Here is a 26,476-nt window from a genome sequence, read left to right on the forward strand (position 1 = left end):
GGGATGATTGCCGTCTCAATGTTATTCCAAGCGTCAATCCAAACATCCGAGCTTGATAATATACCGACTAGTTGGTATGGTATTATGAAGGAGAAGAGTCTTGGCGAAAAAGCAGAACCCTTCAACGAAATCGAATATTTTAGAAGCAGCACTGCGCGTCATTCGCACAAAAGGCTACACAGCTTCGTCGGTTGACGACATCTGCTCGGCAGCGGGACTGTCGAAAGGTGCATTCTTCCACCATTTTTCCAGCAAGGAAGATCTGGCGATCGCTGCAGCAGAGTATTGGTCGGAGAAGACGGGGGGCTTTTTTGCGGCAGCGCCCTATCACAGATATACCAATCCATTGGCGCGGGTTTTAGGTTATGTTGCTTTGCGTAGGGAGCTGATTCAGGGCAAGTTGCCCGAGTTCACCTGTCTTGTAGGAACCATGACGCAGGAAATCTACGGAACAAATCCGTCGATCCAAAAAGCGTGCTGGGACAGCATTTCTGGCCATGCAGACACGTTGACCGTAGATATAGAAGTCGCGATGTCTCAATCCGGCAAGAGCTTCGACTTCACCGCAAAGAGTTTGGCCCTGCATACTCAGGGTGTCATCCAAGGTGCATTCATTCTTGCTAAGGCGAGCGGCAATCCGGCAGACGCCGTCGATAACATCGACCACCTTTGTCGATATTTGCAATTATTACTCAATCCGAAAACGGCCTGATGGTACGTTCACAAGAGGCAATGGGAGGAAACTATGCCTAGTATTATTCGCCTGCACCGCGTTATCGCAACCAATACGGACAAGGTCTATCGTGCATTCACGGAAGCCGATGCTATTGCAAGCTGGATTCCCCCTTACGGCTTTGTTTGCACCGTTCATGAAATGAACGCGAAGGTCGGCGGCGGGCATAAAATGTCTTTTCGAAATTTTTCCACCGGCGAGCAGCACTCCTTCGGCGGAACATATATCGAACTCATACCCGGAGAACGGATCGTCTATACGGACAAGTTCGATGATACGAACCTGCCCGGTGAAATGAAGGTGACGATTGAGCTGAAATCAGTATCTGTAGGCACTGAGATCAATATTACCCAGGAAGGCGTTCCGGACATCATCCCGCCTGAGGCTTGCTATCTTGGCTGGCAGGACTCTCTCGATAAGCTAAAAAGACTCGTCGAACCCGAGATAAATCAATAAGTTCATTTACGAGCTCAAAAAATCGACGTGCCTCCGCATTTCCTGCGAGAGACGCACACATGGGCGAATATTGGGTCTTGGGTCTGCGACCTTGAAAAGCCAATCCCGCACAGGCTTAGCATTATTCGTAGGTGCTTCAGCCAGTGAAGGTAAGCGCGAATATAAGGTTGCAAGAGCTTCCAAGAGCCGCCGGCCTTCGCGGCCTGAGCGATTGCGCATGGAGTTGCATTGCGTTGCTGTAGAGCAGCGCGCAGGCCTTCTACAGCGGCCGATCGGTCCACTAGTTCGGGGTTTCGGAAGATATCGGCAAGGGTCTTCGTGATCGAATAGATCGGGTGGCCGTTGCAACACAAGTATTCGAGAAGTTTGCGCTCCCAACTGTCGGGGCCGCGTCTGCAGAGACGCCTGGCCGCGGACGAGCGAGCTCGGCATGGCCCATGCTCGGCTGTTAGCGCCAGTCCAAGGTCGTCCGTTCGGATGTCAGTCAGGTCGGCCAGCCACTCCATCATGTCCGATACAATGAGCACGTCGGCAACTGTGCCCATTGAGACGCCGGGATATCCCCGTTCGAGGCGGGCGACGGAACTCGGCTGGGGTCCGGAGCAAACGGTAAGATCCGCCACGGCGATACCACGCCGCAGGCGCGCATTGCGGGATCCTGGACCAGCCGCTCAAGTGCTGGTTTTGACTTAGGAGAGCCCATGTCAAATCACCATATTTGATGCATTAATTATTATAGACAGTCATATATGACTTATTGCCATGGTGGTGCACGATGCGACGACTTACTCCGAAAACGAGGATCATAAAGGGAAACCTCCTCCTGCGAGGGCGACCGACTCCTCTAATCCGTTGACAGTAGAGTTGTAGCAAAAGGAGATCGACCCCGCTGACGTTATCGCCAAATTTAACCCGTCGCAGTCGTTAATTTTGTGAAACTTGGATTGCGGCTTCAGATTATGCAGCTTGGTATGGGTCAGCACCTCGAAGCATCTTTCTGCCTCAAAATACCATGATCCGCATGCGTAATCTTTCAGAGGCAATTCTACGCGCTATCAATGCCTTATAGATTTCCAATACCATGAGGCGGAAGATATGGCCGCGATGACATTGAGCCAGAGACATGGCATCAAGCTGCGGAATGCCCTTCTCCATTATGAGTAATTTCTCCTTGGTCGTGCTAAACAGTGCCAGACAATGCCGCACCAAAAAACAGAAAAGCCCGCAATTACGCGGGCTTAGCTTCTGTATCATGCTCCTTGGTGTCGGTCTTTACCAGACGCCAACTTATTCCCACTCGATTGTACCCGGAGGTTTGGAGGTCACATCATATACCACGCGGTTGATGCCGCGTACTTCGTTGATAATGCGGGTGGCTGCATTACCAAGGAAGTTCATATCGTAGTGATAGAAGTCAGCTGTCATGCCATCGACCGAAGTCACCGCACGCAGAGCGCAGACGAATTCGTAGGTGCGGCCGTCGCCCATGACGCCAACAGTCTGCACCGGCAGTAGAACAGCAAATGCCTGCCAGATAGCGTCGTAAAGACCAGCCTTTCGGATCTCGTCGAGGTAAATGGCATCGGCCTCACGAAGGATTTCAAGCTTTTCGCGCGTGATACCGCCCGGGCAACGGATCGCAAGGCCCGGTCCAGGGAACGGATGACGCCCAATAAAACTGTCGGGAAGACCGAGTTCCTTACCCAGCACGCGCACTTCATCTTTGAAGAGCTCACGCAGCGGCTCCACAAGCTGCATATTCATGCGTTCTGGCAATCCACCAACATTGTGGTGCGATTTGATCGTTACCGACGGGCCGCCAGTGAACGAAACGCTTTCAATAACATCTGGATAGAGCGTACCCTGCGCAAGGAAATCCGCGCCGCCAAGCTTGTTCGCTTCTTCTTCGAAAACTTCGATGAACAGACGACCAATTGTCTTTCGCTTCTTTTCCGGATCGCTCTCGCCTTCCAGAGCATTGATGAAGCGGTCCTGCGCATCCACAAGAATAAGCGGGAGATTATAGTGTTCCTTGAACATGGCCACCACATCGGCAGCCTCGTTCTTGCGCATCAAGCCATGGTCGACGAGAATACAGGTTAGCTGATCGCCAACTGCCTCGTGAATCAAAAGGGCTGCAACCGAGGAGTCGACTCCGCCGGACAAAGCACAGATCACTTTGCCCTTACCAACCTGCTTACGAATGGCATCAACGGCCTGTTCGCGATACGCAGACATAGTCCAGTCCGGCTTGATACCAACAATTTTATGTACAAAATTCTGAATCAGCTTCGCGCCATCAGGGGTGTGCACGACTTCCGGATGAAACTGAACTGCAAAGTACTTACGCTTCTCATCGGAAATGGCAGCAAATGGCGCATTAGGCGAGGTGCCAATAACTTTGAAACCTTCAGGAAGGGCTGTGACGCGATCGCCGTGGCTCATCCATACCTGATGGCGTGTGCCTTTTGCCCAAATACCAGCGAACAACGCGCTGTCTTCCTGAACTTCGAGAAATGCGCGACCAAATTCACGATCATGGCCACTTTCGACCTTGCCACCCAGCTGGGCACACATGGTCTGCTCACCGTAGCAAATTCCCAAGACAGGAATGCCTGCCTCAAAAACAGCTTGCGGCGCGCGAGGGCTGCCAATGTCCGTCGTCGAGTGGGGACTACCCGACAGGATCACAGCCTTCGGATTGATGCGTTTATAAGCATCTTCCGCAGACTGGAACGGAACGATTTCGGAATAGACTCCGGCCTCGCGTACGCGGCGTGCAATTAGCTGCGTGACCTGGCTGCCAAAGTCAACGATTAGGATAGTGTCAGGATGTGCCGTGGTGCTCATGCCGAGCATCTAGATAAAAAGCAGCAAAAATGCAATGGAAGAAGTGCCACGTTTCAACAATCCAACTAAGAAACTTGGCTATACTGACATATCCTTGTCAGGAAGTTGTAACGAACCATCGAAAATCGTGGCTTCGAGTTCCTCTACAACGCTTGCGAGCTTCTCGTCGATCACATGCAGATATTCTTCCCAATCGCCCACATGGCGCAGTTCGCGCACCCCGTCTGAGATACCGCGCAACCCAATTAGTCCAACCCCAAAGGTTTGACAGACGCGCTGGCAGGCAAACGTTTCCATATCGACCATGTCGGCTGCTACGTCGGCATAAGCTGCCCCGGTCACGATATTTGCACCTGTGGAGAGCGTGGCGTGCGGCAGGTTCGGCATCAGAACGGGCAGCTCGATCTCATTTGGGAGATCAAGAAAGGGAGTGCATCCTTTTTCAAATCCCAGCGGCGATGCATCCATATCGCGATAAGAGACCGATGAAACCTGGTACACTCCGGTTTGTTCAAGCTTCGCCGACCCCGCAGAACCAATAGAAATGACGAGATCAGGTAATTCTCCCTGCTGTTCAAGCACGGCCAAAAAGCGCGTTAGATTGATTGAAGCTTCAACCGGGCCAACACCAATCATCAATGGTAGGAAGAGTGAACTTAAATACGGACCATACTCGGCCTCTGTAGCCATCACATACAGAAGACGTTTACCTGCAATCGTTCTGATCATCCCTGTAGCCCCTTACGATCTTGAACAACCATCATCGTTCCTGTCATCGTCGCGATCAGGCGCACTTCCGTGTCCGTGACAGCGAAAGCCTGTCCATCACTGACCATAATCGTTCGTCCGGGCTTCGTAACCTCGCCTCGGAATAAGAACCGATCACCTCTGCCGGGGGCGAGCAGATTGACCTTAAACTCTATAGTAAGCACCGCAGCCTCAGAAGGCATAAGGCTTAGCGCCGCATATCCACAGGCCGAATCCAGTGCTGCAGAAATGATACCCGCATGGAGAATACCGTGCTGCTGTGTCAGCTCTTCTCGAAACGGCATCTCGACTTCCACAATACCTGGCTCACAGCGGGTAAGCTCGGCACCGATTAACTTCATTGCTGCCTGTCGATCAAAACTTTCTTCGACGCGCTCTTTAAAATCAGGCTCCGCAATTCTGTGCGCTGGCATAAAGCTCTCTGAAATCAGCCTCTCTTGTTTAGAACACTCACATAAAACCCATCTGTATCAGTTGACAATGGGGAAAATACACAGCCTCGGGCTGGGAAAGCAGGAGAAATGTCACCGGCATCCGGTACAACGTTTCTCCAGAGATCACGAGGCGCTGCTTCTTCGAAATTGCTGTTCTCAGCAAGGAAGCGTTCTACCTGTCTGGTATTCTCTTCAGCAAACAGTGAACAAGTGACGTAAACCAGTCTTCCACCCGGCTTTACATAGTGCTTTGCTGCTTCCAGCACTTCGTGCTGATCCTGCACGCGGGATTCGAGCTGATGACCGTTGAGACGCCATTTTGCGTCTGGCCTGCGTCGCCATGTACCGGAACCGGTACAGGGCGCGTCTGTCAGCACGAGGTCCATCCGCTCGATCAGCGGCGCCAGTGCATCGAGATTGCCGTGTATTTGCGTATTGCGGACGCCCGCGCGCTGTAAGCGGTCATTCATCGGAGAAAGGCGTGCACGCTCAGCATCATAAGCATGGACCTGTCCGCTGTTTTGCATCGCTGCGGCAAGCGCAAGCGTTTTGCCGCCTGCGCCAGCGCAGTAGTCCAGCACCTGCTCTCCGGGCTTTGCACCCGCAAACAATGCCGCAAGCTGCGAGCCCAGATCCTGCACTTCAAACCAACCATCAAGAAAAGACTGATCTTTCTGCACGTTGGGATGGCGTCCAAGTGCTTCGATAGGCGGAATGCGCAACGCCTGATCAATCAGCGGAGCCTTGGCAACACCTGCTTTTTCTAGCGCATCAATAACGGCTTCTGGTTTGGACTTCAGCAGATTGACGCGTAGATCGACAGGGGGGCGCGTGGAAAGCGCCGCGGCTTCTTCCACCCAACGTTCACCAAACAATTCTTCAAACGAAGGCACGCACCATTCAGGAACATCTGCTCGAACATAGGCGGGCGCATCCGCAATATCGCGGCTTTCCCAAGCTTCGCGGCGCGGCCCTTCGAGCACTGCTGGCCCAAATTTGTCACCTTCGATCACTGCATCAATAGCGGCAAAATCCATGCCGCCTTCGGAGACCAGCGCACCAAAGGCCAAAGCACGCGTATCGTCTGCATCCATACGCCAGGCGATGGAAAGTTTGCGGCGCAATGTATCATAAACGATATTGCCGATGACCGCTCGATCACCTGCACCGGCAAAGCGGTGTGATGCACCCCAGTCCTTCAGTGCATCGGAAGCCGGACGATTGCCCGCTTCAATATCGTTCAAAACTTCGATTGCCGCCTGAAGGCGTCCGCCAAGTCGCATTGGTGCTCCTTCATGTTTGTTAAGTCCGCATAGCCTTCCTTGATGGGAAAAGGCAATCGGCAAATAAAATGCGCTGCGTTTTAACTCAGCGCAAAAGCAAAAAGCCGGAACAACAGCCCCGGCTTTTTCAATCTCGTGCTTTAGCGCTTATTCAGCAGCAGCGGTCGATTCTTCTTCAAGTGCAATCGTATTGGCTTCATAGCCATGCGCCTTTTTGAGCGCGGCCCGCACACCCGCCTCATAATCGGGATGGATAAGCTTAAAGTGGCCCAACTGTCGTTCAACGATGAAACCGGGAACGCCGGTCATAGCAGCCGCAATGTTTGAGAAAAGACGAAGCTTCTGACCGTCATCGAAAAGATTAAATAGTGCACGCGGCTGCGAATAATCATCATTGCCGATACGATGATTGTAGCGATCTGAATCGCCGTTGATGCGTAACGGTGGCTCCTTGGCTGACGGCTGCTCAACGGGACCGTTGAATGAATTCGGCTCGTAGTAAGCATCTGGATTACCAGTTGCAATTCCGCCAAAAGTGTTCATCTGGCCATCGCGGTGGTAGTGATGGACAGGGCATTTAGGCTGGTTGACCGGCAGGTTCTCATAATGGGTGCCAAGGCGATGCCGATGTGCATCCGCATAGGAAAACAATCGCCCCTGCAGCATCTTGTCCGGCGAATAACTGATCCCTGGCACGATGTTTGACGGCGAAAATGCAGCGTTCTCAATCTCGGTGAAATAATTTTCCGCATTGCGGTTAAGTTCCATCACGCCAATATCAATCGGCGGATAGTCAGCATGTGGCCAGACCTTGGTGAGATCGAACGGATTGTAAGGCGTCTTATCGGCATCCAACTCCGGCATGATCTGCACCTGAACCTTCCACTTCGGGAATTCTCCCTTATCAATCGAGGTGAACAGATCTTCCTGCGTGGATTCGCGGGTGCGACCAATTACATGCTCAGCTTCTTCATTGGTCCAGTGTTTGTGGCCTTGCAGGGTCTTAAAGTGGAACTTTACCCAATAGCGCTCTCCCGCCTCATTCCAGAAGGAATACGTATGGGAGCCATAACCGTTGATGTGACGCACATCGGTTGGCAAACCACGATCGGACATCAGAATCGTTACCTGATGCAGACTTTCTGGAGAAAGTGACCAGAAATCCCACATGGCAGTTGCCGAACGCAGGTTGGTCTTCGGATGACGCTTCTGCGTGTGGATGAAATCGGGAAACTTCAGCGGATCGCGCACAAAGAAGACCGGCGTGTTGTTGCCAACCAGATCCCAGTTGCCCTCTTCGGTATAAAATTTCAGGGCAAAGCCGCGTACATCACGCTCAGCGTCAGCAGCACCTTGCTCACCGGCAACTGTGGAGAAACGCGCCAGCATCGGTGTTTTCGCACCAGGCTGCAGCGCCTTGGCTTTAGTGTATTTCGAAATATCGCCGGTAATCGTCAGAGTGCCGAAGGCACCCCAGCCCTTGGCATGCACAACACGCTCTGGGATGCGTTCACGGTTCTGATGCGTCAGTTTTTCGATCAGCTGATAGTCCTGCAGCAAGACTGGGCCGCGCTCACCGGCGGTAAGGGAATTCTGGTTATCCGGAATAGGCGCACCAGCGCTTGTAGTCATAATCGGACGGTCTGCCATGGGAATTTCCCTCCTGAAAAATAAATTGGTTGATCCAGCAATCAGCCTGGCTTTTGGCATGGGCAGCCCCGCTGCATCACGCCATGGCTGGGTAACAAAGGCAGTTTAGACCCGTTCCAATAATAATCTCCAATTGCTTTTTTTGTTATTATTGATAGGATTTTCCTATCATGTTCACGATCAGACAAATGCGCTACTTTGATGCGCTTGCAAGCACCCTGCATTTTAGGAAAGCGGCTGAGCTAGCACATATTTCGCAACCTGCCCTCTCGGCACAGATTGCCGAAATGGAAGCCGTATCAGGCGCGTCCCTATTTGAGCGCTCACAACGTAAAGTCATTATGACGGAGCTCGGCCGCGAGTTGCTGCCAGGCATTCGCACCATATTGAGAGAGTTAAATGCGCTTGAGGAAATTTCAGCGCAGAGTAAAGGGCTGCTGCAAACGCAGTTGCGGTTGGGGATCATACCGACTGTAGCACCGTACCTAGTGCCACATCTCATCCCGCTATTGCGAGAGCGTCACCCGTCATTTCGACTGCAATTGCGCGAAAGCGTAACAGCCAAGCTTCTCGATGAGCTCCATGCAGGTGAGATTGACGCCATTGTCGCAGCACGTCCACTCGTTGATGATCGTCTTACCCATCAGAAACTTTTTGATGATCGGTTCCTGATCGCCACCTCCAGCAATGACCAGACGATCCTCTCCTCACCCATGACACAGGATAACGTTGCGCTGGATCGGCTGTTATTGCTTGAAGAAGGCCATTGCATGCGAGATCAGGCGCTGGCAGTCTGCTCCCTCCCACCACAGCGCCAACTGGTGAAATATGGAGCGACCAGCATGACCACACTTTTGCAGATGGTCAGCCATGGGATGGGTTTGACGCTGATTCCTGAGATTGCGGTACGTGCTGAGGCACGCAACAACCATATGCGGATTGTTCCATTCGAGGGTGACCAGCCAAAGCGCGAGATCGCCCTCTTCTGGCGCAGACAAAGCAAACGTCGCAAGGATTTTCAGGCCCTCGCTGATTGTATTGTCGAGAGTGCGGGCCATCTGCTCATTGATGCTGCGGAACTCGTCACCCTCGCATAATAAAAAAGCAGCCATGCAGGCCGCTTTTTTTCTGCTTAGCAGCGAACAGCTTACATGCCGCCAGGATAGTTCGGGCTTTCGCGGGTGATGGCCACGCCATGCGAATGGCTTTCGCGCAGACCAGCATTGGAAATACGCACAAAGGTCGCCTTTTCGCGGAACTCCTCCAGCGTCTTGGCGCCGACATACCCCATGGAAGCACGCAAACCACCCGCAAGCTGGTGCAGGACAGCAGAAATCGGTCCCTTGTAAGCGACCTGACCTTCGATCCCTTCTGGGACAAGCTTCAGTTCATCGCGCACTTCAGCCTGGAAGTAACGGTCTGCCGAGCCGCGCGCCATCGCACCAACCGAGCCCATGCCGCGGTAGGATTTGAACGAACGACCCTGATGCAGATAAACTTCACCCGGGCTTTCTTCCGTACCCGCCAGCAACGACCCCGCCATTGCGGCAACCGCGCCGGCAGCTAGTGCCTTGGCGAAGTCGCCCGAGAACTTGATACCGCCATCCGCGATTACCGGGATGTTGTGCTTATGTGCTGCCTCAACAGCCGACATAATTGCCGAGAGCTGCGGTACGCCAACGCCTGCAACAATACGCGTCGTGCAGATCGACCCCGGTCCGATACCGACCTTCACCGCATCCGCACCAGCATCGATCAACGCCTGCGTGCCGTTAGCGGTGGCGACGTTACCAGCAAGAATAGCAACATTTGGGTAAGCTTTTTTGATGCGCGCAACTGCATCTAGAACTCGCTGCGAATGACCATGGGCAGTATCTACCACGAGCAGATCAACCCCGGCATCAATCAGGCGCTCAGCGCGTTCATAACCATCTTCACCAACGCTCGTTGCAGCAGCAGCACGCAGACGACCCTGCGCATCCTTTGCAGCGTTTGGGTTGAGTTGCGACTTTTCGATATCCTTGACAGTCACGAGACCAACACAACGACCCTTGTCGTCAACGACGAGCAGCTTTTCAATGCGATGGGCGTGCAGCAGCCGCTTCGCTTCGTCCTGATTGACGTTTTCGCGAACCGTAATGAGGTTCTCACGCGTCATCAATTCATAAATCTTCTGTGCCGGATCAGAGGCAAAACGCACATCGCGGTTGGTCAGAATACCAACGAGACGACCGGGGCCCTTGGCTCCGTTCTCGACAACCGGAATACCGGAAATTCCATGCGCTTTCATCAGCGCCTGGGCGTCTGCCAACGAGGCGTCTGGTCCGATTGTCACCGGGTTGACGACCATGCCGGATTCAAATTTCTTCACCTGCCGAACTTCTTCAGCCTGACGTTCAGGGGTAAGATTACGGTGAATAACGCCAATGCCGCCGGCCTGCGCCATTGCAATAGCGAGGCGCGACTCGGTGACCGTGTCCATAGCAGCCGATAGGAGTGGCAGAGTAAGCTCGATGTCTGCAGCAATGCGCGTGCGCAGGTCAACCTGGCCTGGCATTACCTCGGAATGGCCCGGCTGCAAAAGCACATCATCGAAGGTGAGAGCGAGCGCGCCGGTGGAAGATTCCACGATTTTAGCCATTGCCAATTCCTTTACCGGTTTTACTGAATGAGAAAAGCCGCCTCTTCGGAATAAGAATCCGAGAGCTGCGACTGAGCTTCATTACTTGTTGAATTGGCACCGGCTGGTAACATGCTTATGACTGATTGGAAAGTCTTTTACGGACAACTTTCAGTTACTGATAACGATTTCCATGATAAATCCTCCTGTTTTTTTAAAGATTAGCCTGAAAGATGCATTATGCGTAAGTCTTATACACGCGTTCCGCTCATCCGCCGGTCACGAGCCATGTGGTTGTCGCCACGCTTGTGGAAGCCACGACTGGTGTTTTGGTGCGGCGCGATCGCAATAGGACTGATCAGTGTTGGCTTTGCGCATGCAGCGGACATCGCTCAGGGTTGGTTCCAAACATTAACCGGCAACAATCAAAATGGTTGGCGAAGCTTGCTACCGCTTGCAATCACACCAATCGGCTTCATGCTCTGTTCGTGGATCGCATTGCGTTTCTTTCCTGGTTCGGGCGGCAGCGGCATTCCCCAAGCAATAGCCGCACGCCACCTGACCGATCCCGATGATCGTTCGTTGTTGCTTTCTGTAAAGGTAGCATTCGGCAAGATCCTATTGACGATAGCCGGTCTCTTCTGCGGAGCGTCTATTGGCCGTGAAGGCCCCACCGTACAGATCGGCGCCTCGATCATGTTACAATCTGCTCGTTTTGGTGGCATGGAACAAGCGCGTGGACTTATTCTGGCAGGCTCGGCAGCAGGTATCGCTGCTGCTTTCAATACGCCACTTGCTGGCATCGTCTTTGCGATCGAAGAAATGGGGCGTTCCTACGCTGCGCGTACGAATGGTCTGGTCCTTTCCGCTGTGATCCTCGCGGGTCTCGCATCGCTCGGCCTAGTCGGAAACTATAATTACTTCGGACTGACAACGATCTCCGTTTCCACATACAGCGACTGGATATTGGTGATTGCCTGTGGCGTTATTGGGGGAGCGATGGGAGCAATATTCAGCGCTCTGGCTTTGAATATTGCAAAGCGGACACGACGATTGATGCAAAAAGCACCGCTGCTTAAGAGTATTCTCTTTGCTGGTGGCTGCGGACTAATCGTTGCTGTTATAGGCATCGCATCAGGGGGGACAACCTTTGGAACCGGCTATGATCAGGCGCGCAGTGCTGTTGAAGGTCTGCCACTCCCCTCATTCTATTTTCTCGAAAAATTTCTTGCCGGATTACTTTCTATGGCTTCTGGTATTCCTGGTGGCATTTTTGCACCTTCCCTCTCAGTTGGCGCCGGGCTCGGGAGCACGATCGGGCTTGCGCTTGGAACGAGTACTGGCCTTGCAGCAGTTTTAGGGATGGCGGGCTATTTCGCCGGTGTCGTTCAAGCCCCGATGACTGCGTTTGTCATCATTATGGAAATGACAGGTAACCATAATAATGTCATCCCGCTTATGTGCGCCTCCATGCTCGGCTATGGTACCGCACGACTGATCTCAAACGAACCGCTATATCACGCATTGTCACGCAATTATGTGGCAGACGTGCTTCGCCAGCGTCGGACAAAAGAAAAAAGCTCGACAGATTGAACGTGCTTTGGGGAGGAAAATAAATGGACAGACGCACATTTGCAAAGACACTTGCCGGCCTTGGGACAATCCCATTGATAAGCGTAAAAGCAACAGCGGCAGCTAGTGGAGACCAAAACATGCTTAAACTTATTGGCGGAAGTATAAGTGATGTGCCTGGATTGAAGCTCGGCCATCACACGCTGACAAAACGCCCGACAGGCTGCACAGTTCTACTTTTTGAAGAGGGCGCAACCGCTGGCGTCGACGTGCGTGGATCAGCGCCCGGAACCCGCGAAACCGATCTGCTTGACCCAATCAATTACGTTCAACAAGTACAGGCAGTCCTTCTATCCGGCGGTAGCGCCTATGGCTTGAGTGCCGCAACTGGAGTGATGCGCTATCTGGAAGAGAACAATCTTGGTTTCAAGATCGGCAAAGGTGTTGTGCCAATTGTACCGGCAGCGATCCTGATGGATCTCGGGGTCGGCGATTTCTCTATCCGCCCAGATGAAGAAGCGGGCTACCTTGCATGCAAGGCCGCGAAAACCGAAGCTTCAGGCGAAGGCAATATCGGTGCTGGAGCTGGTGCCACCGTCGGCAAAATGTTCGGGATGGAGTATGCCATGAAGGGCGGCCTCGGCACAGCGAGCTACAAAGTGCCTGGTACCGAAGTGGTGGTTGGAGCGATCGTCGCCGTTAATGCCGTCGGCGATGTTTATGCGCCTTGTTCGCAGCAAATTCTGGCGGGCGCGCGCAATGAAGACGGTAAGGGATTCCGCAATATCATGGATTCGATAATGCGCGGCCGCAATGTGGTCAAGTCAGGGGGCGCCAATACCACGATTGGAGCGATTGCGACCAATGTTCCGTTCAGTAAGGCAGAACTAAAGAAAATTGCCGGTATGGCGCATGACGGGTTTGCGCGAACGATTAACCCCATCCACACAATGTGGGATGGCGATACAATCTTTGCGCTCTCGACAGGTAAGGCAACAGGTGTTGAAGCTGATGTAACCGCTATTGGCGCGATTGCCGCCACTGTGATGGCACAAGCCGTTGCCCGTGCAGTGGTGCAGGCTGAAAGCTTACCAGACCTTAATCTGCCGGCTCACCGGGACTATGTTTAAGAGTGACGCTTCATTGGAATGAATAAAGGAGCAAACCGCCGCAACCAGAGCAATCCTCCAGGCTGAAAGCTTACAATAACCACGTCAAAACGCAGCAATTGAAACGGTCTACAATATACGCGATAGGAAAAGTGGCAGTAGATCGATTTCATCATCAACCAGGATCACGCACGGCATGACAGGCACTTCCCTCAAATTCGGCACGAGCGGCCTTCGAGGCTTAGCAACCGAGCTCAACGGATTGCCTGCCTATTCCTATTCGATGGCGTTCGTTAAAATGTTGGCAGCTAAGGGCAACCTCCTTTCAGGCGACAAGGTTTTCGTCGGCCAGGATTTGCGACCGTCCAGCCCAGACATTGCGGCACTTGCAATGGGCGCGATCGAAGATGCTGGTTTCGAGCCCGTCGATTGCGGCGTGCTTCCCACTCCAGCGCTCAGCTATTTCGCGATTTCGCAGAACGCACCCTGCATCATGATAACGGGCAGCCATATCCCCGATGATCGCAACGGCCTTAAATTCTATCGTCGCGATGGCGAGATTGATAAGAGTGACGAATCCGCGATCAGTGAGGTCTACGAAAAGCTACCTGCCGGTATGGCACCACGCAAAGAAACAAATCCGCAGTCAGGCACGGATGCGATAGGTGCTTACGAAAAGCGCTATACCGAGCTTTTGGGATCAAACAGCCTTTCGGGATTGAGGGTCGGCGTCTATCAGCATTCATCCGTCGCACGTGATCTTCTGATGAAAGTTCTCAGCGCGCTGGGTGCCGATGCAGTGGCTCTCGGCCGGTCGGATGTCTTTGTGCCTGTCGATACCGAAGCGCTGCGTCCTGAAGACATTCAGGCCCTTGCAGACTGGGCAGACAACGATCGTTACGACGCTATAGTATCTACCGACGGAGATGCGGATCGCCCATTGATTGCTGACGAACATGGCGACTTCGTGCGCGGAGACCTTGTCGGCGCGATTACAGCTACATGGGCGGCAGCTGATACAATTGTCACGCCTGTTACGTCGAATTCAGCACTGGAGGAATGCGCAAGCTTCGCCCGTGTCTTGCGCACCCGCGTCGGTTCCCCCTATGTCATTGCAGGGATGGAACAGGCGCAGCGTGAAAAGGCCAATATTGTAATCGGCTTTGAAGCCAATGGCGGCGTGCTTTTAGGAAGCCCCCTTGAAAGATCAGGCCATAGGCTGTCTAGCCTGGCGACACGCGACGCGCTTTTGCCTATTCTGGCTTGTCTTTGCACAATCAAAGAAACGCAGCAGCCTCTTTCCAAAATCGCTAAAAGCTATGGCTTCCGTATTACTTTGAGTGACCGCTTGCAGGACGTTCCGCAAGAAAAAAGTGCCGCCTTTCTTTCTGTTATCACACAGGAAGATGCACGGGCTATGCTGTTCCCAGCAGGCGAGAATGTTGTCCGGCTTGAAACGATCGACGGCGTGAAGCTATTTTTCGCATCAGGCAATGCGGTTCATTACCGTGCGTCAGGAAACGCTCCGGAACTTCGTTGTTATGTCGAAGCTTCCGACGAAGAACAAGCCGCAAAACTATTGACCTTGGGACTTGATATAGCCCGTAACGCAACAAAGGATGCTAACAGCAAATGAGCTTTATTCCGGTTATAATTAGCGGTGGCTCAGGCTCCAGACTATGGCCACTTTCGCGCGACGCACATCCGAAGCCGTTCATCGAACTGCCAGACGGAGGCACATTGATCGGCAAAACCTATGCGCGTGCATCTCATCTCGAAGATGCCGATCAGATCCTCACTGTCACCAATCGCGATTTTCTTTTCTTGACACTCGATGCCTATTCTGGTGCTGGCGCGCGCAAGATCGAAAATACGTTTCTACTTGAACCGCTGGGGCGCGACACTGCGCCAGCAGTCGCACTCGCCACACTTCAGGCCGCATCGACCTATGGCCCAGATGCTACCTTGCTAATCATGCCTGCAGACCATTTGATCGAAGATGAAGCTGCGTTTGCACAAGCCGTCATTGAAGCGCGCCAACTTGCCGATGCAGGTCGAATCGTGACTTTCGGCATCGTACCAAACCATCCTGAAACAGGTTTCGGCTATATAGAAGTCGAAGGCAGCGATGTGCAGCGTTTTGTCGAAAAGCCTGATGCTGTTACTGCACAGTCATATGTCGAAAGCGGCCGCTATTTCTGGAACTCGGGAATGTTCTGCTTTAATGCCGAAACAATGATCGAGGCAATGCAGCGCCATGCACCAGACGTCATTACAGGTGCAAGATCTGCCCTTGAGAACTCCCGCCGAGGCGTTAACGGAGAAACCAGAACGCTGGAAATTCCGAAAGACCAGTTTGCTGCAACACCTGCCATCTCCATCGACTATGCAGTGATGGAAAAAGCGGACAATATTTCCTGTGTTCCTGTATCCTGCGGTTGGTCCGATATTGGATCATGGGCTGCAATGGCGGACCTGATTACGCCTGACGCTGAAGGCAATCGTTTGCGCGGCGAAACGGTTTTAGAAGATACAACAGATAGCTTCGTGCTTTCCGAAACACGTCTCGTCAGCCTCGTTGGCGTCCACGATTTGCTTGTTGTCGACACACCTGATGCGCTGCTGGTCGCCCATCGCGACAAGGCACAGGATGTTCGAAAGGTCTTCAATAAATTGCGTGCGCAGGGCCATGAAGCGGCCAAACTGCATCGCACGGCACACCGTCCATGGGGCACCTATACGGTTCTGGAGGAAGGCGCTGGTTTTAAGATTAAAAGGATCGAAGTTAAGCCAGGTCGCCGACTGAGCCTGCAGGCCCATCACCATCGTTCCGAACACTGGATCGTGGTTTCTGGAACCGCTAAGGTTGTCAACGGTGAGCGCGAGATTCTTCTGACCAATAATCAATCCACCTACATCCCCTGCGGTTTTAAACACCGCCTCGAGAATCCGGGCATTTTGCCACTGGTGCTTATTGAAGTGCAAAGTGGCGAATATCTCGGAGAAGATGACATTGTTCGCTTTGAAGACGTCTACGGCCGCACCTAACCCCAAATGGCTCGGCGAATTGTGATCCGGATGATCGACGAATGGCAGTTTTTCGATCACGCGAATCCGCTATAGTCGTCCGATGACGATCCAGCACTTAAGCGAAACCATTATCAACCAGATTGCCGCTGGCGAGGTGATTGAACGCCCTGCCAGCGTAATCAAAGAGCTTGTCGAAAACGCCATAGATGCGGGCGCCACCCGTATCGAGGTGGTAACGGCCGGCGGTGGCAAAACGCTGTTGCGCGTCACGGATAACGGCTCCGGTATTCCACCTAATGAACTGCCACTTGCAGTTTCTCGCCATTGCACTTCGAAGCTGACCGATGATGTGCACGATATCCGTGCACTCGGCTTTCGTGGCGAAGCGCTGCCATCGATTGGCTCGGTTTCAAAACTTGTGCTGAAGTCTCGCCCGCAAGACGCAGAATCGGGTTTCGAAGTCGCTGTGAGCGGTGGCTATCTGGAAGGCCCTCGCCCGTCTGCACTCAATCGCGGTACTATTGCGGAAGTGCGCGACCTGTTTTACGCGACCCCTGCCCGCCTCAAATTCATGAAAACGGATCGTGCAGAAGCCACAGCGATAACCGATGTGGTCAAGCGCATCGCTATCGCTTTCCCGCATGTCCGATTTTCACTGGCAGGAACTGACCGTACGCCGCTTGAACTTCCAGCAACTGGCACTGGCATCCAAGCAACGCTTGATCGGATCGGGCAGATTCTTGGCAAAGAGTTTTCTGAAAATGCACTCCATATTGATGCTGAACGCGACGGTATCAGGCTGGCTGGATTTGCTGGTATCCCATCCTTCAATCGCGGCAATGCATTGCATCAATTTGCCTATGTGAACGGCCGCCCCGTACGCGATAAGCAGATTTTTGGTGCGCTGCGCGGTGCTTATTCCGACGTCATTGCTCGTGACCGCCATCCCGTCGCAGTCCTCTTTCTTACGCTTGACCCAGCACTCGTCGACGTCAACGTGCATCCTGCCAAGGCGGACGTACGTTTCCGGGATCCAGGTTTGGTGCGTGGCCTTATCGTCGGCGCAATCAAGCAGGCGCTTTCGCAATCCGGCATACGCCCTGCAACCAGCGGCGCAGATGCTATGTTGCAGGCCTTTCGTGCTGAAGGATTACAGCCGCGCCCTGCAACCAACAATTACGCGGCTGCATCATGGCGACCCTCAGCAACCTCCACTCGGCGAACCGAGTGGTCGCCCCAGACCGCTCATCCAGCACATAAACCCCTCGAGTTTGACGGCCCGTTTGCCTCTCCCAAAGAGGTACAAGCAACCATCGCCAGCATAACAATGCCGGATGCGGATGCGCGCGCAGCAATCGCACCGGCTTCGGTCGAGTTGCTGCAAAAACCTTTGGGAGCAGCGCGGGCACAAATTCACGAAAATTACATCGTCTCACAGACCCAGGACAGTCTGGTGATCGTGGATCAGCACGCCGCTCATGAACGGCTCGTCTATGAGGCTTTGAAGAACGCATTGCATACACGTCCGATAGCAGGACAAATGCTGCTGATTCCCGAGATCGTTGATCTGCCAGATGAAGATGCCGAGCGGCTCGCGGCAAATTCTCAAACCTTGTCACGGTTCGGTCTCCTGATTGAGCAATTCGGCCCTGGCGCGATCGCCGTCAGGGAAACGCCAGCTATGCTGGGGGAAACGAATGTGCAGCAGCTTATTCGCGATCTGGCCGATGAAGTTGCTGAACATGATACGACTGATGGGCTCGAAGCGATGCTCAACCACGTCGCCGCGACAATGGCTTGCCATGGTTCTGTGCGTTCAGGACGTCGCTTGAAGCCCGAAGAGATGAATGCACTTCTGCGCGAAATGGAAGCAACACCAGGCTCCGGCACATGTAATCACGGCCGCCCCACCTATATCGAGCTTAAACTCACCGATATTGAACGATTGTTTGGAAGGCGCTAGAATTTTCTGGCATCAAGGAATTAGAAAATGAACAAATTTGAAACCCCTCGCTCGTCACAAGCAGTCCTGCGCTATCTCGATGGCGATTTTGAAATCGTCAAGCATGGCTCCTACGTCGTGTGCGCCGTTACAAATGCGCAGATTCCACTCGATGAACTGAAATATTGGAGCGTTGCGCGCCAAGAAGCTTACGCAACGGGCCTCATATCCTATGAGCGTGAATTGGAACTCCACCCTGAACTGCGCAGCCGAAAAAAGGCTTGAATGACTTGGAGCGGCTCTTGTTTTAAAGAGGATAGCCGCTTAGTCGAAACGTTGATGTGGCGAGTAAATCCGGTCACACCTTTTGTGTTGCGCTTTGAAGCGTTCGTGCCCTGTAGCGATCAATGGCCATATCAAGAATGTGGTCAACGGCATCTTTGCGTTCAAAAGCCAGCTCGACGTCTAGCACAGCCAAGATTTGTAGGAGCCGCTTTGGAACGTCGCTCATCGTCACAAGGCGAACATGGTCTTTGGCTGTCGTAATAAGATTAATGCCAAGCGTGTCGGCTCTCTCCATCAGCTTAGCCAAATCTTCCGGCAGGTAGCTATAGTGGTCGGGGAAGATTCTTCCCTCCACAACCTCACCACCCGCCTGTTGCACACTGGCGAAAAACTTGGAGGGATTTCCGATCCCCGCAAATGCCAGCCACCGATTACCTGCAACCTTAGCCGATGATGAAGGCCGCAATTCCGCCTCATAAACAGCACGTCCCGCACGGGAGGCCTGTCGAATGACGAAATCTGCTTGCGTACCTTTCCCGATTCGCAAAACTGCGTCCGTCTTGCGCATCTGATCGACCATAGGAGCGCGTAGTGGGCCGGCCGGGATCACTTTGCCATTGCCAATTCCGCGCATTGAATCCACAACCAGAAGTGAAAAGTCCGTATGTAAGCGCGCACTTTGGAAGCCGTCGTCCATAATGATGAAATCGCATCCACGCTGATACAATTCCATTGCCGATTTCAGCCGATCGGGGGAAAGCGCAACCGGAGCGTGTCTTGCAAGCAGCAGCGGCTCGTCTCCAACGTGTCGGGCGCTATCGATGGTCGGATCAACGATATGCAGCCCCTTGTAACTGCCCCCATAGCCACGTGAAACGATGCCCGGAGAAAGGCCCCGCTGCTTGGCGGCTTTGGCAAAGGCAATCGCAGTCGGAGTCTTTCCCGCTCCACCGACTGTAAAATTGCCAATACAAAGAACAGGGGCAGGAATTTTGGGTGGGTCTGATTTAAGAAGTGTGCGAGCTGCAACTGTCCCGTAAATCCAGGATAATGGCGCCAGTGCAAAGGCACGCCAGTTGGGCCTATCCCACCAAAAGGAAGGTGCCTCGCTCACCATACTCAGATGCCGCCGTGAATGAACCGCGCTTCATCGCGGTTGACGGGCAATTGAGCCTGGAGCACCAGTGGCTGAATAAACGGTTCAAGTGAACTCAAGGTCCGATTAAGTGCGCCACGCATATCTGCGACAGTATTAGCACCGGCATTGACCATGTTGCGCAGATGTTGCGGATTATTGAAAAGGAAGTTTATCGCGCCCGCAAGCATGTTGCGGTCCTTCACCACGCGCGCACCACCATTTTTGATGAGGCGCTGGAAAGATTCGCGAAAATTCTGGACGTTTTTACCGGTGAGTACGGCTACCCCCATCATGGCGGGCTCTAGTGGATTATGCCCGCCTTCCTTGGTCAGCGAATTGCCGATGAACGCAATTTCCGTTAACTGTAGATACAACCCCATTTCACCAATCGTATCACCGAGCAAAACATCAGTCTGCGCATCGATCACATCGCCCCTGCTGCGTGCTGCAACCTTCAAACCTTTTGCACTCAGCATTGCTTCAATCTCTGGAGCACGGTTCGGATGGCGTGGAACAATGATGGTAAGCAGATGCGGGTAGCGGACTTTCAGCATCTGATGCACTTCGGCGGCAATTTCTTCTTCACCATCATGCGTGGATATTGCCGCCCAGCTGCGTCGCCCACCGATCTGGCGCTGGAAAGTCGCCAATGCCACCGGATCAGCCGCGGCTGGAGCCGTATCGACCTTAAGGTTACCCGAGACGCTTACCGGACGGGCGCCCAGGGCTCTGAAACGATCCCCGTCAAGTTCAGACTGAGCGATTACATAGGCGAATTTTTCAAACAGTGCTTCAGCTAGTTCTGGCCGCTTCTGCCAGGCTGCAAAGGAGCGATCCGACAGGCGCCCATTGACAAGGACCTGCGGTATATGACGCGCGCCAAGAGAGAGGACGGTCGCGGGCCAGATTTCCGATTCACATCCGATTGCAAGGTCTGGCTTCCAGTGATTGAGGAAGTTGTTGACAGCTGGCTGCAGATCAAGTGGGGCATACTGATGAATGACCTGCTGTCCCAACTGGTCTGACACGAGTTTGGCTGATGTCACCGTCCCCGTCGTCATAACGACCTTGATCCCAGTGGCCGCGATGCTTTCAATCAGTGGCGCCATGGCGACCGATTCACCCACACTCGCTGCATGAGCCCAGATGACAGGGCCCTGTGGCCTTGCAATCGAAGTCTTACCATATCGCTCGCCCCGGCGCCCACGTTCCTCCTTGCCCCGAGCGGCACGATAAGAAATATAAGGCCCGATGAAAGGATAGGCGGCAGAGCCGAGCATACGATAGGCCGACAACATGCTTCGTGCCCAACCTGCACTCATTTGTATGCCTCCAATGCGGCATAAGCCTTGGTCGTCGCGTCATTGAGCTGGCGTGTCAGTTCCATGCGCTTATCTTCCAATTCTGCCTCATTGGCATTTGCATTCACCCACACCGGCGCTCCATACACGATCGTCGAACGACCGAAAGGCAACGGAATTGTCGTCTTGTCCCATGTCTTGCGGAGCACATGATTGCGAGAAAACGCGTAAGCGCAAGGCATAATCGGCCGACCTGATAATTTGGCCAGCAAAATAATTCCGTCGCCTGCTTCCCGCGCAGTACCATGAGCTATATCGGCGATCATCGAAACCGACTGCCCTTTTTTAAGTGCATTTTTGAGCGTGAGCAGTGCGCGCGCACCACCCTTTTTCGCGGAGTTACCTTCACCCCGACCACCGGAACCTCGAACAGTTATAAATCCGAACTTTTCTGCAACCCGCGCATTCAGCTCAGCATCTGCACTCCGGGAGAACATGGCCACGACCTCAAGATTACGCGGCCGAACGGCAGCAGCCATAATGTGCTGGCCATGCCAAAAGGTAACGATTGAAGGGCTATTTTCCAGCAGAAAGACGCTGGGATCGGCAGAGCCCTTTATCAAAGGGTTGGTCGCCTTCACGAATTTCATATAGCCTGAAATCAGGTGCACCAATGCTGAGCGGGTGAAAGCAGAACGCGCGATTGGGCCACGAACGCGACGCCACAAACGCTTACCAGCACTTTCTGACCGGACACGCACACTGGTCTTCTCAACTGGTTCTTTTTCCTGGGCCATATGATCTTCGCGCAGCGCAGACAAAGGCTCTATTCTGCCTTAAGATCTACGCCTTCGGGGTCTAGCAAGCGGTGCAAATGCACAATGAAATAACGCATATGCGCATTGTCAACGGTCTGCTGTGCTTTGGACTTCCAAGCTGTCTTCGCAGATTCGTAGTCCGGATAAATCCCAACGACATCGAGATTATCGAGATCGCGGAACTGAACGGTTCCGAGCTTGGTCAGCTCACCGCCAAACACCAGATGAAGAAGTTGCTTTTTGTCGCCTTCGGCACTCATAACATTATTCCTTGAAACAAATCTGTTCGCCGCATGATTAGCTCAATGGCCAGTCCACGACAACACTCAACATTTCCTGCAAAAGGTTTCCGCTGGAAGCTACCAGCGCACCATGCTGCAATGTCACGCCGCCGTAAATGAGTGGCTCAGCACTATCAGTCAAAAGCGCCCCACCCGACTCACTTAAGATGAGATCAGCAGCAGCCAAGTCCCAATCATGCGAATTTGGCCGAATGAAGGTGCCGGCAATATCACCGCGCGCAACCATCGCAATACGATACGCCAGAGAAGGTACATAAGGATGCAAAATCACGCGATCACGCCAACCATCTGGCAGAGTTTCGGCCATTCTTTTTGCTGAGGCCAGCGCAATCTTCTCTCCACCTACCGGTAAGCGGGTGTGAATCGGCAAACCATTTTGTGAAGCACCCAATCCTTTTCCCGCCTCAATGACTTCGCTGAGCACCGGACACTGCAAAACACCGGCTATCGGCTTTCCATCCTCCACAATGGCCAGGCTGACGCACCATTGGGCTTTGCCGCCAATATAGGCGCGTGTGCCATCAATGGGATCGATCACGAAAGCGCGTCGTCGTTGTGCAGCAACACGCTCATCAACGGTTTCTTCAGAAATCCAGCCATAGTCCGGTCGCGCGTCGAGGAGCACGTCCTTTAGATAGCGATCAACCGCAAGATCAGCTTCACTCACAGGCGATTGCCCGTCTTTCAGCCAGACCTCCGGCGATCGTCCAAAATAACGCATTGCGATGCGGCCAGCCTCGCGTGCCGCATGACGCAGGAGGTCAAGTTCGTTCTGGATATCCCTTCTCTTCTCAATTTCCAGCAAGGGTCATGCCTTCAATCACCAAAGTGGGCGCAGTCATTCCGAAATTACGATCGATATCGGATGCAGGCGTCATATTAAGAAACATATCCTTGAGATTAGATGCAATCGTGACTTCACTGACAGGATATGCCAACTCGCCATTCTCGATCCAGAAGCCCGATGCGCCACGGCTATATTGACCAGTGATCATGTCGACCCCTTGTCCAAAAACTTCGGTCACATAAAACCCACTGCCCAAATCCCCGATCAGTTCCTGCGGCGTGGCACTTCCGGGTTCAATTGCAAAATTCGTTGAGGCTGGTGTCACGCCTGAACCAGAACGAACGCCACGGCCGTTGCCAATCAAACCAAGCTCACGGCCGCTTGAACCAGAAAGAAGCCAATGGTTCAGCACGCCGTTCTCCACCATAGTAAGCGGTTGGCCTTCAATTCCTTCGCCATCAAATGGCCTCGATGAAGAACCACGAACTCGCAACGGATTATCGGTAACGTTGATACCCGGTTTCAAAACTTGCTTGCCAAGGCTATCACGCAAAAAGCTGGTCTTGCGTGCGACCGATGCACCATTAATAGCACCTGCAAGATGAGCGGCAATACCGCGTGCCAGGCGCGGGTCGAAAACCACATTGACGGAACCAGTTTTCGCCTGTCGCGCGCCCAGCCGTCGCACAGCCCGTTCACCAGCGCGCCGACCGATAACGGCTGGATCATCAAGGTCACCAAAATGAAGACGGGAACTGAAATCATAGTCTCGCTCCATCTTCGTGCCTTCACCGGCAATTGCGGAGACCGAACGGCCAAAGCGCGTCGCCGCATATTCGGCTGAAAAGCCCGAAGAGGTAACCAACACAAGACCGCCCATACTACTCGATGCGCTCGCTCCGCCGGAATTGGTGACACCCGGGACCGCAAGCGCCGCCTCCTCCGTGGCAAGCGCGTCAGCCGTCAGACGCGCGGTATCGATTTGCGTTGTGTCAAAAAGATCAAGGTCGCGCAGCTGCCTGACCAACAACGAAGGATCGGCCAGTTGCTCATACGGATCTTCCGGCGCAACACGCGCCATCGCCACAGCACGCTCAGCCAAGCGGTCAGGATCGCTACCGGCATTTGCAGACACACTGGCAATGCGGCGACCAACAAAAACACGCAACGAAAAGTCATCGCTCTCCGACGATTCGGTTCCCTCAACCTTGCCAAGGCGAACAGACAGGCTGACAGATCGGGCCCGGATCACAACTGCGTCAGCATGATCAGCGCCCGCGCGCTTTGCGGCAGCAACCAACTGCGCTGCTCGGTCTACAAAATTACCCGGCGAATTAACTGAAATCATTATATAATCCAAGATTAAAAGGCTAAGAATGCACCAAAAGGAGCCACGCTATGTAAACAGTCGTAATCGGAATTTGCAAAAAATTATGTCAAATTCATCGACATCGGACTGATTAGAGCCATATCCTACTCCTATATTTTCGAAATCCTCGGGCTTCAAGGCAAGCCCATTCATTCTTATAATTCCAAGAGCATAAAATGGTCGCAACGGGCGGAAGTCTATACTTACAGGCTTTGATGATTCTGGGGGGCGCTATTATTGCAGCGCCTTTGTTCAAGCGGCTTGGGCTTGGAACAGTTCTCGGCTATCTGGCAGCAGGCATCGTCATTGGTCCAGTGGCGCGTCTGATCTCAGACGGCGAGGAATTGCTCCATTTTTCGGAACTCGGCGTCGTCTTTCTCCTGTTTGTCATTGGCCTTGAATTGAAGCCTTCGCGACTATGGGCTCTACGACACTCTATTTTTGGCCTTGGTGCAGCCCAGGTTTTGCTGACCGGAGCAGCATTGGCAGCGCTCGGTACACACCTTGCCGCGTTGAACACCGGAGCGGCCATAATTGTCGGATTTGGGCTTGCACTTTCCTCAACAGCCTTCGCCATGCAAGTTCTGGAAGACCGCGCTGAGACCAATCAGAAACATGGACAGCGTGCATTCGCAATCCTGTTGTTTCAGGATCTCGCGATCGTCCCGATCCTTGCGATCATTCCTGTCCTCTCGCCCAACGAACCCTCGCAAATGACTGCGGGCTTTCATCTAGCAACAGCAATTGCGGCGATTGCGGCCCTTGTTATAGCAGGTCGGTATCTGATCAATCCAATGTTCCGGATTATCGCCAACACTGGCGCGCGCGAGGTGATGATCGCCGCCGCACTGTTCGTGGTACTTGGCTCTGCAAGCCTCCTTGAATCGGCGGGTCTGTCCATGGCTATGGGGGCGTTCATCGCTGGTGTCCTGCTGGCAGAATCATCATACCGCCATGAACTGGAAGCCGACATCGAACCATTTCGTGGCATCTTCCTCGGCTTGTTCTTTGTCGCTGTGGGTTTGTCGCTCAATCTTAGCGTCATACTGCAATACTGGCAGACCATCCTGATTGCAGTTCCCATCTTCATGATCGTTAAAGCGGCAATTATCTATGTGCTGTGCAGGATCTTCCGTTCCAACCACAACGACGCGGTTCGCGTTGCGTTTTTGCTGCCACAAGGCGGTGAGTTTGCCTTTGTGTTGTTCTCGGCTGCAGCCGCCGCTGCAGTGATCTCCAATGCACTAAGTTCAGAGCTGGTCGCAGCCGTCACCGTTTCTATGGCTCTGACGCCGCTTTCGGTTGCTATTGGAACTAAACTCCTCATCAAGGACAAGCCTGAAGATGTCATCGAAGAGAATTTCGAAGGCGCAGGCTCCGACGTTCTGATGATCGGCTTCTCACGTTATGGGCAGATTTCCGCGCAGATATTGCTTGCTGGGGGCATCGATGTAACCGTGATCGACAACTCGCCCAATCGTGTGAGAGCTGCAGGTAAGTTCGGCTTCCGTATCTATTTTGGCGATGGCACGCGTAAGGATGTGCTTGAAGCCGCAGGTATTCGCCACGCCAAGATTGTTGCTGTCTGTACTCATAAGAAGGAAATAACCAACCGGATCGTCAATCTGATCCAGTCGGAATATCCCGATGTGCGCTTGTTCGTGCGATCTTATGATCGTGAACATACGCTCCAGCTTCGTGCGCAGGGCGTCGAATATGAACTGCGTGAAACCTTTGAATCAGGTCTGCTTTTTGGTCAGCGCACGTTGGAAGGTCTCGGTCTGTCTGAAGCCAACGCCTACGCTATTCGTGAAGATGTCAGGCAGCGTGACGAAGACCGATTACATGTTCAGGCTTCGGAAGGCATTTTGGCTGGACGTCATCTGCTGTTCAATAAACCGGTAACGCCAGAGCCTTTGATGAAGCCATCCCGCGAAGGCCAGCGTATCGATAAGGCCGGAGACAATATCGATGCAGTTGCCAATGTTGATGAAGGCACGCCCTCAACGGCTGTTGCCGCCGAATGAGC

The 26,476-nt window shown here is 53.3% G+C and carries 23 protein-coding genes; 10 read left to right on the forward strand and 13 right to left on the reverse strand.

Annotated elements, in window-relative coordinates:
- Positions 1–100 precede the first annotated feature (100 nt).
- Both KMS41_17550 and KMS41_17555 read left to right on the forward strand, forming a co-directional pair.
- Positions 101–712: a TetR/AcrR family transcriptional regulator gene (locus tag KMS41_17550; protein QWK79283.1), complete on the forward strand. Its 612-nt coding sequence runs from the start codon at positions 101–103 to the stop codon at positions 710–712.
- Positions 713–745: 33 nt separating this feature from the next.
- The gene (locus KMS41_17555) at positions 746–1,189 is read left to right on the forward strand and encodes an SRPBCC family protein (protein QWK79284.1); all 444 of its coding nucleotides are present in this window, start codon (positions 746–748) and stop codon (positions 1,187–1,189) included.
- Between the two features lie 1,002 nt (positions 1,190–2,191).
- Here the strand turns inward: KMS41_17555 and KMS41_17560 are convergent.
- From KMS41_17560 to katA, 6 genes are all read right to left on the reverse strand, one after another.
- A complete protein-coding gene (locus tag KMS41_17560) occupies positions 2,192–2,344 on the reverse strand; it encodes a hypothetical protein (GenBank protein ID QWK79285.1) in 153 nt (50 codons plus the stop codon).
- Positions 2,345–2,476: 132 nt separating this feature from the next.
- Positions 2,477–4,039 (reverse strand): glutamine-hydrolyzing GMP synthase, encoded by a 1,563-nt coding sequence (guaA, locus tag KMS41_17565; protein QWK79286.1) that lies wholly within the window; start codon positions 4,037–4,039, stop codon positions 2,477–2,479.
- 78 nt (positions 4,040–4,117) lie between these two features.
- Positions 4,118–4,768 (reverse strand): 5'-methylthioadenosine/S-adenosylhomocysteine nucleosidase, encoded by a 651-nt coding sequence (locus tag KMS41_17570; GenBank protein QWK79287.1) that lies wholly within the window; start codon positions 4,766–4,768, stop codon positions 4,118–4,120.
- Entirely contained in the window at positions 4,765–5,220 is a 456-nt protein-coding gene (locus KMS41_17575) for a PaaI family thioesterase (protein QWK79288.1), read from the reverse strand. The genes KMS41_17570 and KMS41_17575 overlap by 4 nt, the downstream gene beginning before the upstream one ends.
- A 14-nt stretch (positions 5,221–5,234) precedes the next feature.
- A complete protein-coding gene (locus KMS41_17580) occupies positions 5,235–6,524 on the reverse strand; it encodes an RsmB/NOP family class I SAM-dependent RNA methyltransferase (protein QWK79289.1) in 1,290 nt (429 codons plus the stop codon).
- A gap of 147 nt (positions 6,525–6,671) precedes the next feature.
- Entirely contained in the window at positions 6,672–8,174 is a 1,503-nt protein-coding gene (gene katA, locus KMS41_17585; protein QWK79290.1) for a catalase, read from the reverse strand.
- A gap of 170 nt (positions 8,175–8,344) precedes the next feature.
- Here katA and KMS41_17590 point away from each other — a divergent pair, with 170 nt between their 5' ends.
- Entirely contained in the window at positions 8,345–9,271 is a 927-nt protein-coding gene (locus KMS41_17590) for a LysR family transcriptional regulator (protein QWK79291.1), read from the forward strand.
- A 50-nt stretch (positions 9,272–9,321) separates the two neighbouring features.
- On the opposite strand, the gene guaB is transcribed toward KMS41_17590, so the two are convergent.
- Positions 9,322–10,815, reverse strand: a complete 1,494-nt coding sequence (gene guaB, locus KMS41_17595) for an IMP dehydrogenase (GenBank protein ID QWK79292.1) — start codon at positions 10,813–10,815, stop codon at positions 9,322–9,324.
- A gap of 219 nt (positions 10,816–11,034) precedes the next feature.
- On the opposite strand from guaB, the gene KMS41_17600 reads away from it, so the two are divergent.
- From KMS41_17600 to KMS41_17625, 6 genes are all read left to right on the forward strand, one after another.
- On the forward strand, positions 11,035–12,387 hold the full coding sequence (locus tag KMS41_17600) for a chloride channel protein (GenBank protein ID QWK79293.1): 1,353 nt from the start codon (positions 11,035–11,037) through the stop codon (positions 12,385–12,387).
- 23 nt (positions 12,388–12,410) lie between these two features.
- Complete coding sequence (locus KMS41_17605; protein ID QWK79294.1) at positions 12,411–13,496, forward strand: P1 family peptidase; 1,086 nt, start codon at positions 12,411–12,413, stop codon at positions 13,494–13,496.
- 175 nt (positions 13,497–13,671) lie between these two features.
- A complete protein-coding gene (locus tag KMS41_17610; GenBank protein ID QWK79295.1) occupies positions 13,672–15,111 on the forward strand; it encodes a phosphomannomutase in 1,440 nt (479 codons plus the stop codon).
- Complete coding sequence (locus KMS41_17615) at positions 15,108–16,523, forward strand: mannose-1-phosphate guanylyltransferase/mannose-6-phosphate isomerase (protein QWK79296.1); 1,416 nt, start codon at positions 15,108–15,110, stop codon at positions 16,521–16,523. Before KMS41_17610 ends, KMS41_17615 begins: the two co-directional genes overlap by 4 nt.
- An 82-nt stretch (positions 16,524–16,605) precedes the next feature.
- A complete protein-coding gene (gene mutL / locus KMS41_17620; GenBank protein QWK79297.1) occupies positions 16,606–18,468 on the forward strand; it encodes a DNA mismatch repair endonuclease MutL in 1,863 nt (620 codons plus the stop codon).
- Positions 18,469–18,495: 27 nt separating this feature from the next.
- A complete protein-coding gene (locus KMS41_17625; GenBank protein QWK79298.1) occupies positions 18,496–18,732 on the forward strand; it encodes a DUF2093 domain-containing protein in 237 nt (78 codons plus the stop codon).
- A 73-nt stretch (positions 18,733–18,805) separates the two neighbouring features.
- Here the strand turns inward: KMS41_17625 and lpxK are convergent, their stop codons facing one another.
- The 6 genes from lpxK to KMS41_17655 are packed head-to-tail and all read right to left on the reverse strand — an operon-like array spanning position 18,806 to position 24,426.
- Positions 18,806–19,849 carry a tetraacyldisaccharide 4'-kinase gene (lpxK, locus tag KMS41_17630; protein ID QWK79299.1) on the reverse strand — a complete coding sequence of 348 codons (1,044 nt, stop codon included), beginning with the start codon at positions 19,847–19,849 and terminating at the stop codon, positions 18,806–18,808.
- A gap of 2 nt (positions 19,850–19,851) precedes the next feature.
- Positions 19,852–21,192, reverse strand: a complete 1,341-nt coding sequence (gene waaA / locus KMS41_17635) for a lipid IV(A) 3-deoxy-D-manno-octulosonic acid transferase (GenBank protein QWK79300.1) — start codon at positions 21,190–21,192, stop codon at positions 19,852–19,854.
- Entirely contained in the window at positions 21,189–21,968 is a 780-nt protein-coding gene (locus KMS41_17640) for a lysophospholipid acyltransferase family protein (GenBank protein QWK79301.1), read from the reverse strand. Before KMS41_17640 ends, waaA begins: the two co-directional genes overlap by 4 nt.
- Before the next feature lie 29 nt (positions 21,969–21,997).
- Positions 21,998–22,249: a DUF4170 domain-containing protein gene (locus KMS41_17645; GenBank protein QWK79302.1), complete on the reverse strand. Its 252-nt coding sequence runs from the start codon at positions 22,247–22,249 to the stop codon at positions 21,998–22,000.
- A 37-nt stretch (positions 22,250–22,286) separates the two neighbouring features.
- The gene (locus tag KMS41_17650; GenBank protein ID QWK79303.1) at positions 22,287–23,096 is read right to left on the reverse strand and encodes a 3'(2'),5'-bisphosphate nucleotidase CysQ; all 810 of its coding nucleotides are present in this window, start codon (positions 23,094–23,096) and stop codon (positions 22,287–22,289) included.
- Positions 23,083–24,426 carry a TldD/PmbA family protein gene (locus KMS41_17655; GenBank protein QWK79304.1) on the reverse strand — a complete coding sequence of 448 codons (1,344 nt, stop codon included), beginning with the start codon at positions 24,424–24,426 and terminating at the stop codon, positions 23,083–23,085. Before KMS41_17655 ends, KMS41_17650 begins: the two co-directional genes overlap by 14 nt.
- 197 nt (positions 24,427–24,623) lie before the next feature.
- Between KMS41_17655 and KMS41_17660 the strand changes: the two genes are divergently transcribed.
- Entirely contained in the window at positions 24,624–26,474 is a 1,851-nt protein-coding gene (locus KMS41_17660; GenBank protein ID QWK79305.1) for a monovalent cation:proton antiporter-2 (CPA2) family protein, read from the forward strand.
- The last annotated feature ends 2 nt before the right edge of the window (positions 26,475–26,476 follow it).

Origin of the sequence: Ochrobactrum sp. BTU1, assembly GCA_018798825.1 — a bacterium.
Lineage (GTDB): Bacteria > Pseudomonadota > Alphaproteobacteria > Rhizobiales > Rhizobiaceae > Brucella.

What these genes read in the sequence shown, in the direction of transcription:
- KMS41_17605 (QWK79294.1), top strand. Translation starts at nt 12,411, where the DNA reads ATGGACAGACGCACATTTGCAAAGACACTTGCCGGCCTTGGGACAATC.
- KMS41_17615 (QWK79296.1), top strand. Translation starts at nt 15,108, where the DNA reads ATGAGCTTTATTCCGGTTATAATTAGCGGTGGCTCAGGCTCCAGACTA.
- KMS41_17610 (QWK79295.1), top strand. Translation starts at nt 13,672, where the DNA reads ATGACAGGCACTTCCCTCAAATTCGGCACGAGCGGCCTTCGAGGCTTA.
- KMS41_17640 (QWK79301.1), bottom strand. Translation starts at nt 21,968, where the DNA reads ATGGCCCAGGAAAAAGAACCAGTTGAGAAGACCAGTGTGCGTGTCCGG.
- KMS41_17580 (QWK79289.1), bottom strand. Translation starts at nt 6,524, where the DNA reads ATGCGACTTGGCGGACGCCTTCAGGCGGCAATCGAAGTTTTGAACGAT.
- KMS41_17600 (QWK79293.1), top strand. Translation starts at nt 11,035, where the DNA reads ATGCGTAAGTCTTATACACGCGTTCCGCTCATCCGCCGGTCACGAGCC.
- lpxK (QWK79299.1), bottom strand. Translation starts at nt 19,849, where the DNA reads ATGGTGAGCGAGGCACCTTCCTTTTGGTGGGATAGGCCCAACTGGCGT.
- KMS41_17590 (QWK79291.1), top strand. Translation starts at nt 8,345, where the DNA reads ATGTTCACGATCAGACAAATGCGCTACTTTGATGCGCTTGCAAGCACC.
- KMS41_17560 (QWK79285.1), bottom strand. Translation starts at nt 2,344, where the DNA reads ATGGAGAAGGGCATTCCGCAGCTTGATGCCATGTCTCTGGCTCAATGT.
- mutL (QWK79297.1), top strand. Translation starts at nt 16,606, where the DNA reads ATGACGATCCAGCACTTAAGCGAAACCATTATCAACCAGATTGCCGCT.
- guaA (QWK79286.1), bottom strand. Translation starts at nt 4,039, where the DNA reads ATGAGCACCACGGCACATCCTGACACTATCCTAATCGTTGACTTTGGC.
- KMS41_17570 (QWK79287.1), bottom strand. Translation starts at nt 4,768, where the DNA reads ATGATCAGAACGATTGCAGGTAAACGTCTTCTGTATGTGATGGCTACA.
- KMS41_17555 (QWK79284.1), top strand. Translation starts at nt 746, where the DNA reads ATGCCTAGTATTATTCGCCTGCACCGCGTTATCGCAACCAATACGGAC.
- KMS41_17645 (QWK79302.1), bottom strand. Translation starts at nt 22,249, where the DNA reads ATGAGTGCCGAAGGCGACAAAAAGCAACTTCTTCATCTGGTGTTTGGC.
- KMS41_17660 (QWK79305.1), top strand. Translation starts at nt 24,624, where the DNA reads ATGGTCGCAACGGGCGGAAGTCTATACTTACAGGCTTTGATGATTCTG.
- guaB (QWK79292.1), bottom strand. Translation starts at nt 10,815, where the DNA reads ATGGCTAAAATCGTGGAATCTTCCACCGGCGCGCTCGCTCTCACCTTC.
- KMS41_17575 (QWK79288.1), bottom strand. Translation starts at nt 5,220, where the DNA reads ATGCCAGCGCACAGAATTGCGGAGCCTGATTTTAAAGAGCGCGTCGAA.
- katA (QWK79290.1), bottom strand. Translation starts at nt 8,174, where the DNA reads ATGGCAGACCGTCCGATTATGACTACAAGCGCTGGTGCGCCTATTCCG.
- KMS41_17625 (QWK79298.1), top strand. Translation starts at nt 18,496, where the DNA reads ATGAACAAATTTGAAACCCCTCGCTCGTCACAAGCAGTCCTGCGCTAT.
- waaA (QWK79300.1), bottom strand. Translation starts at nt 21,192, where the DNA reads ATGAGTGCAGGTTGGGCACGAAGCATGTTGTCGGCCTATCGTATGCTC.
- KMS41_17655 (QWK79304.1), bottom strand. Translation starts at nt 24,426, where the DNA reads ATGATTTCAGTTAATTCGCCGGGTAATTTTGTAGACCGAGCAGCGCAG.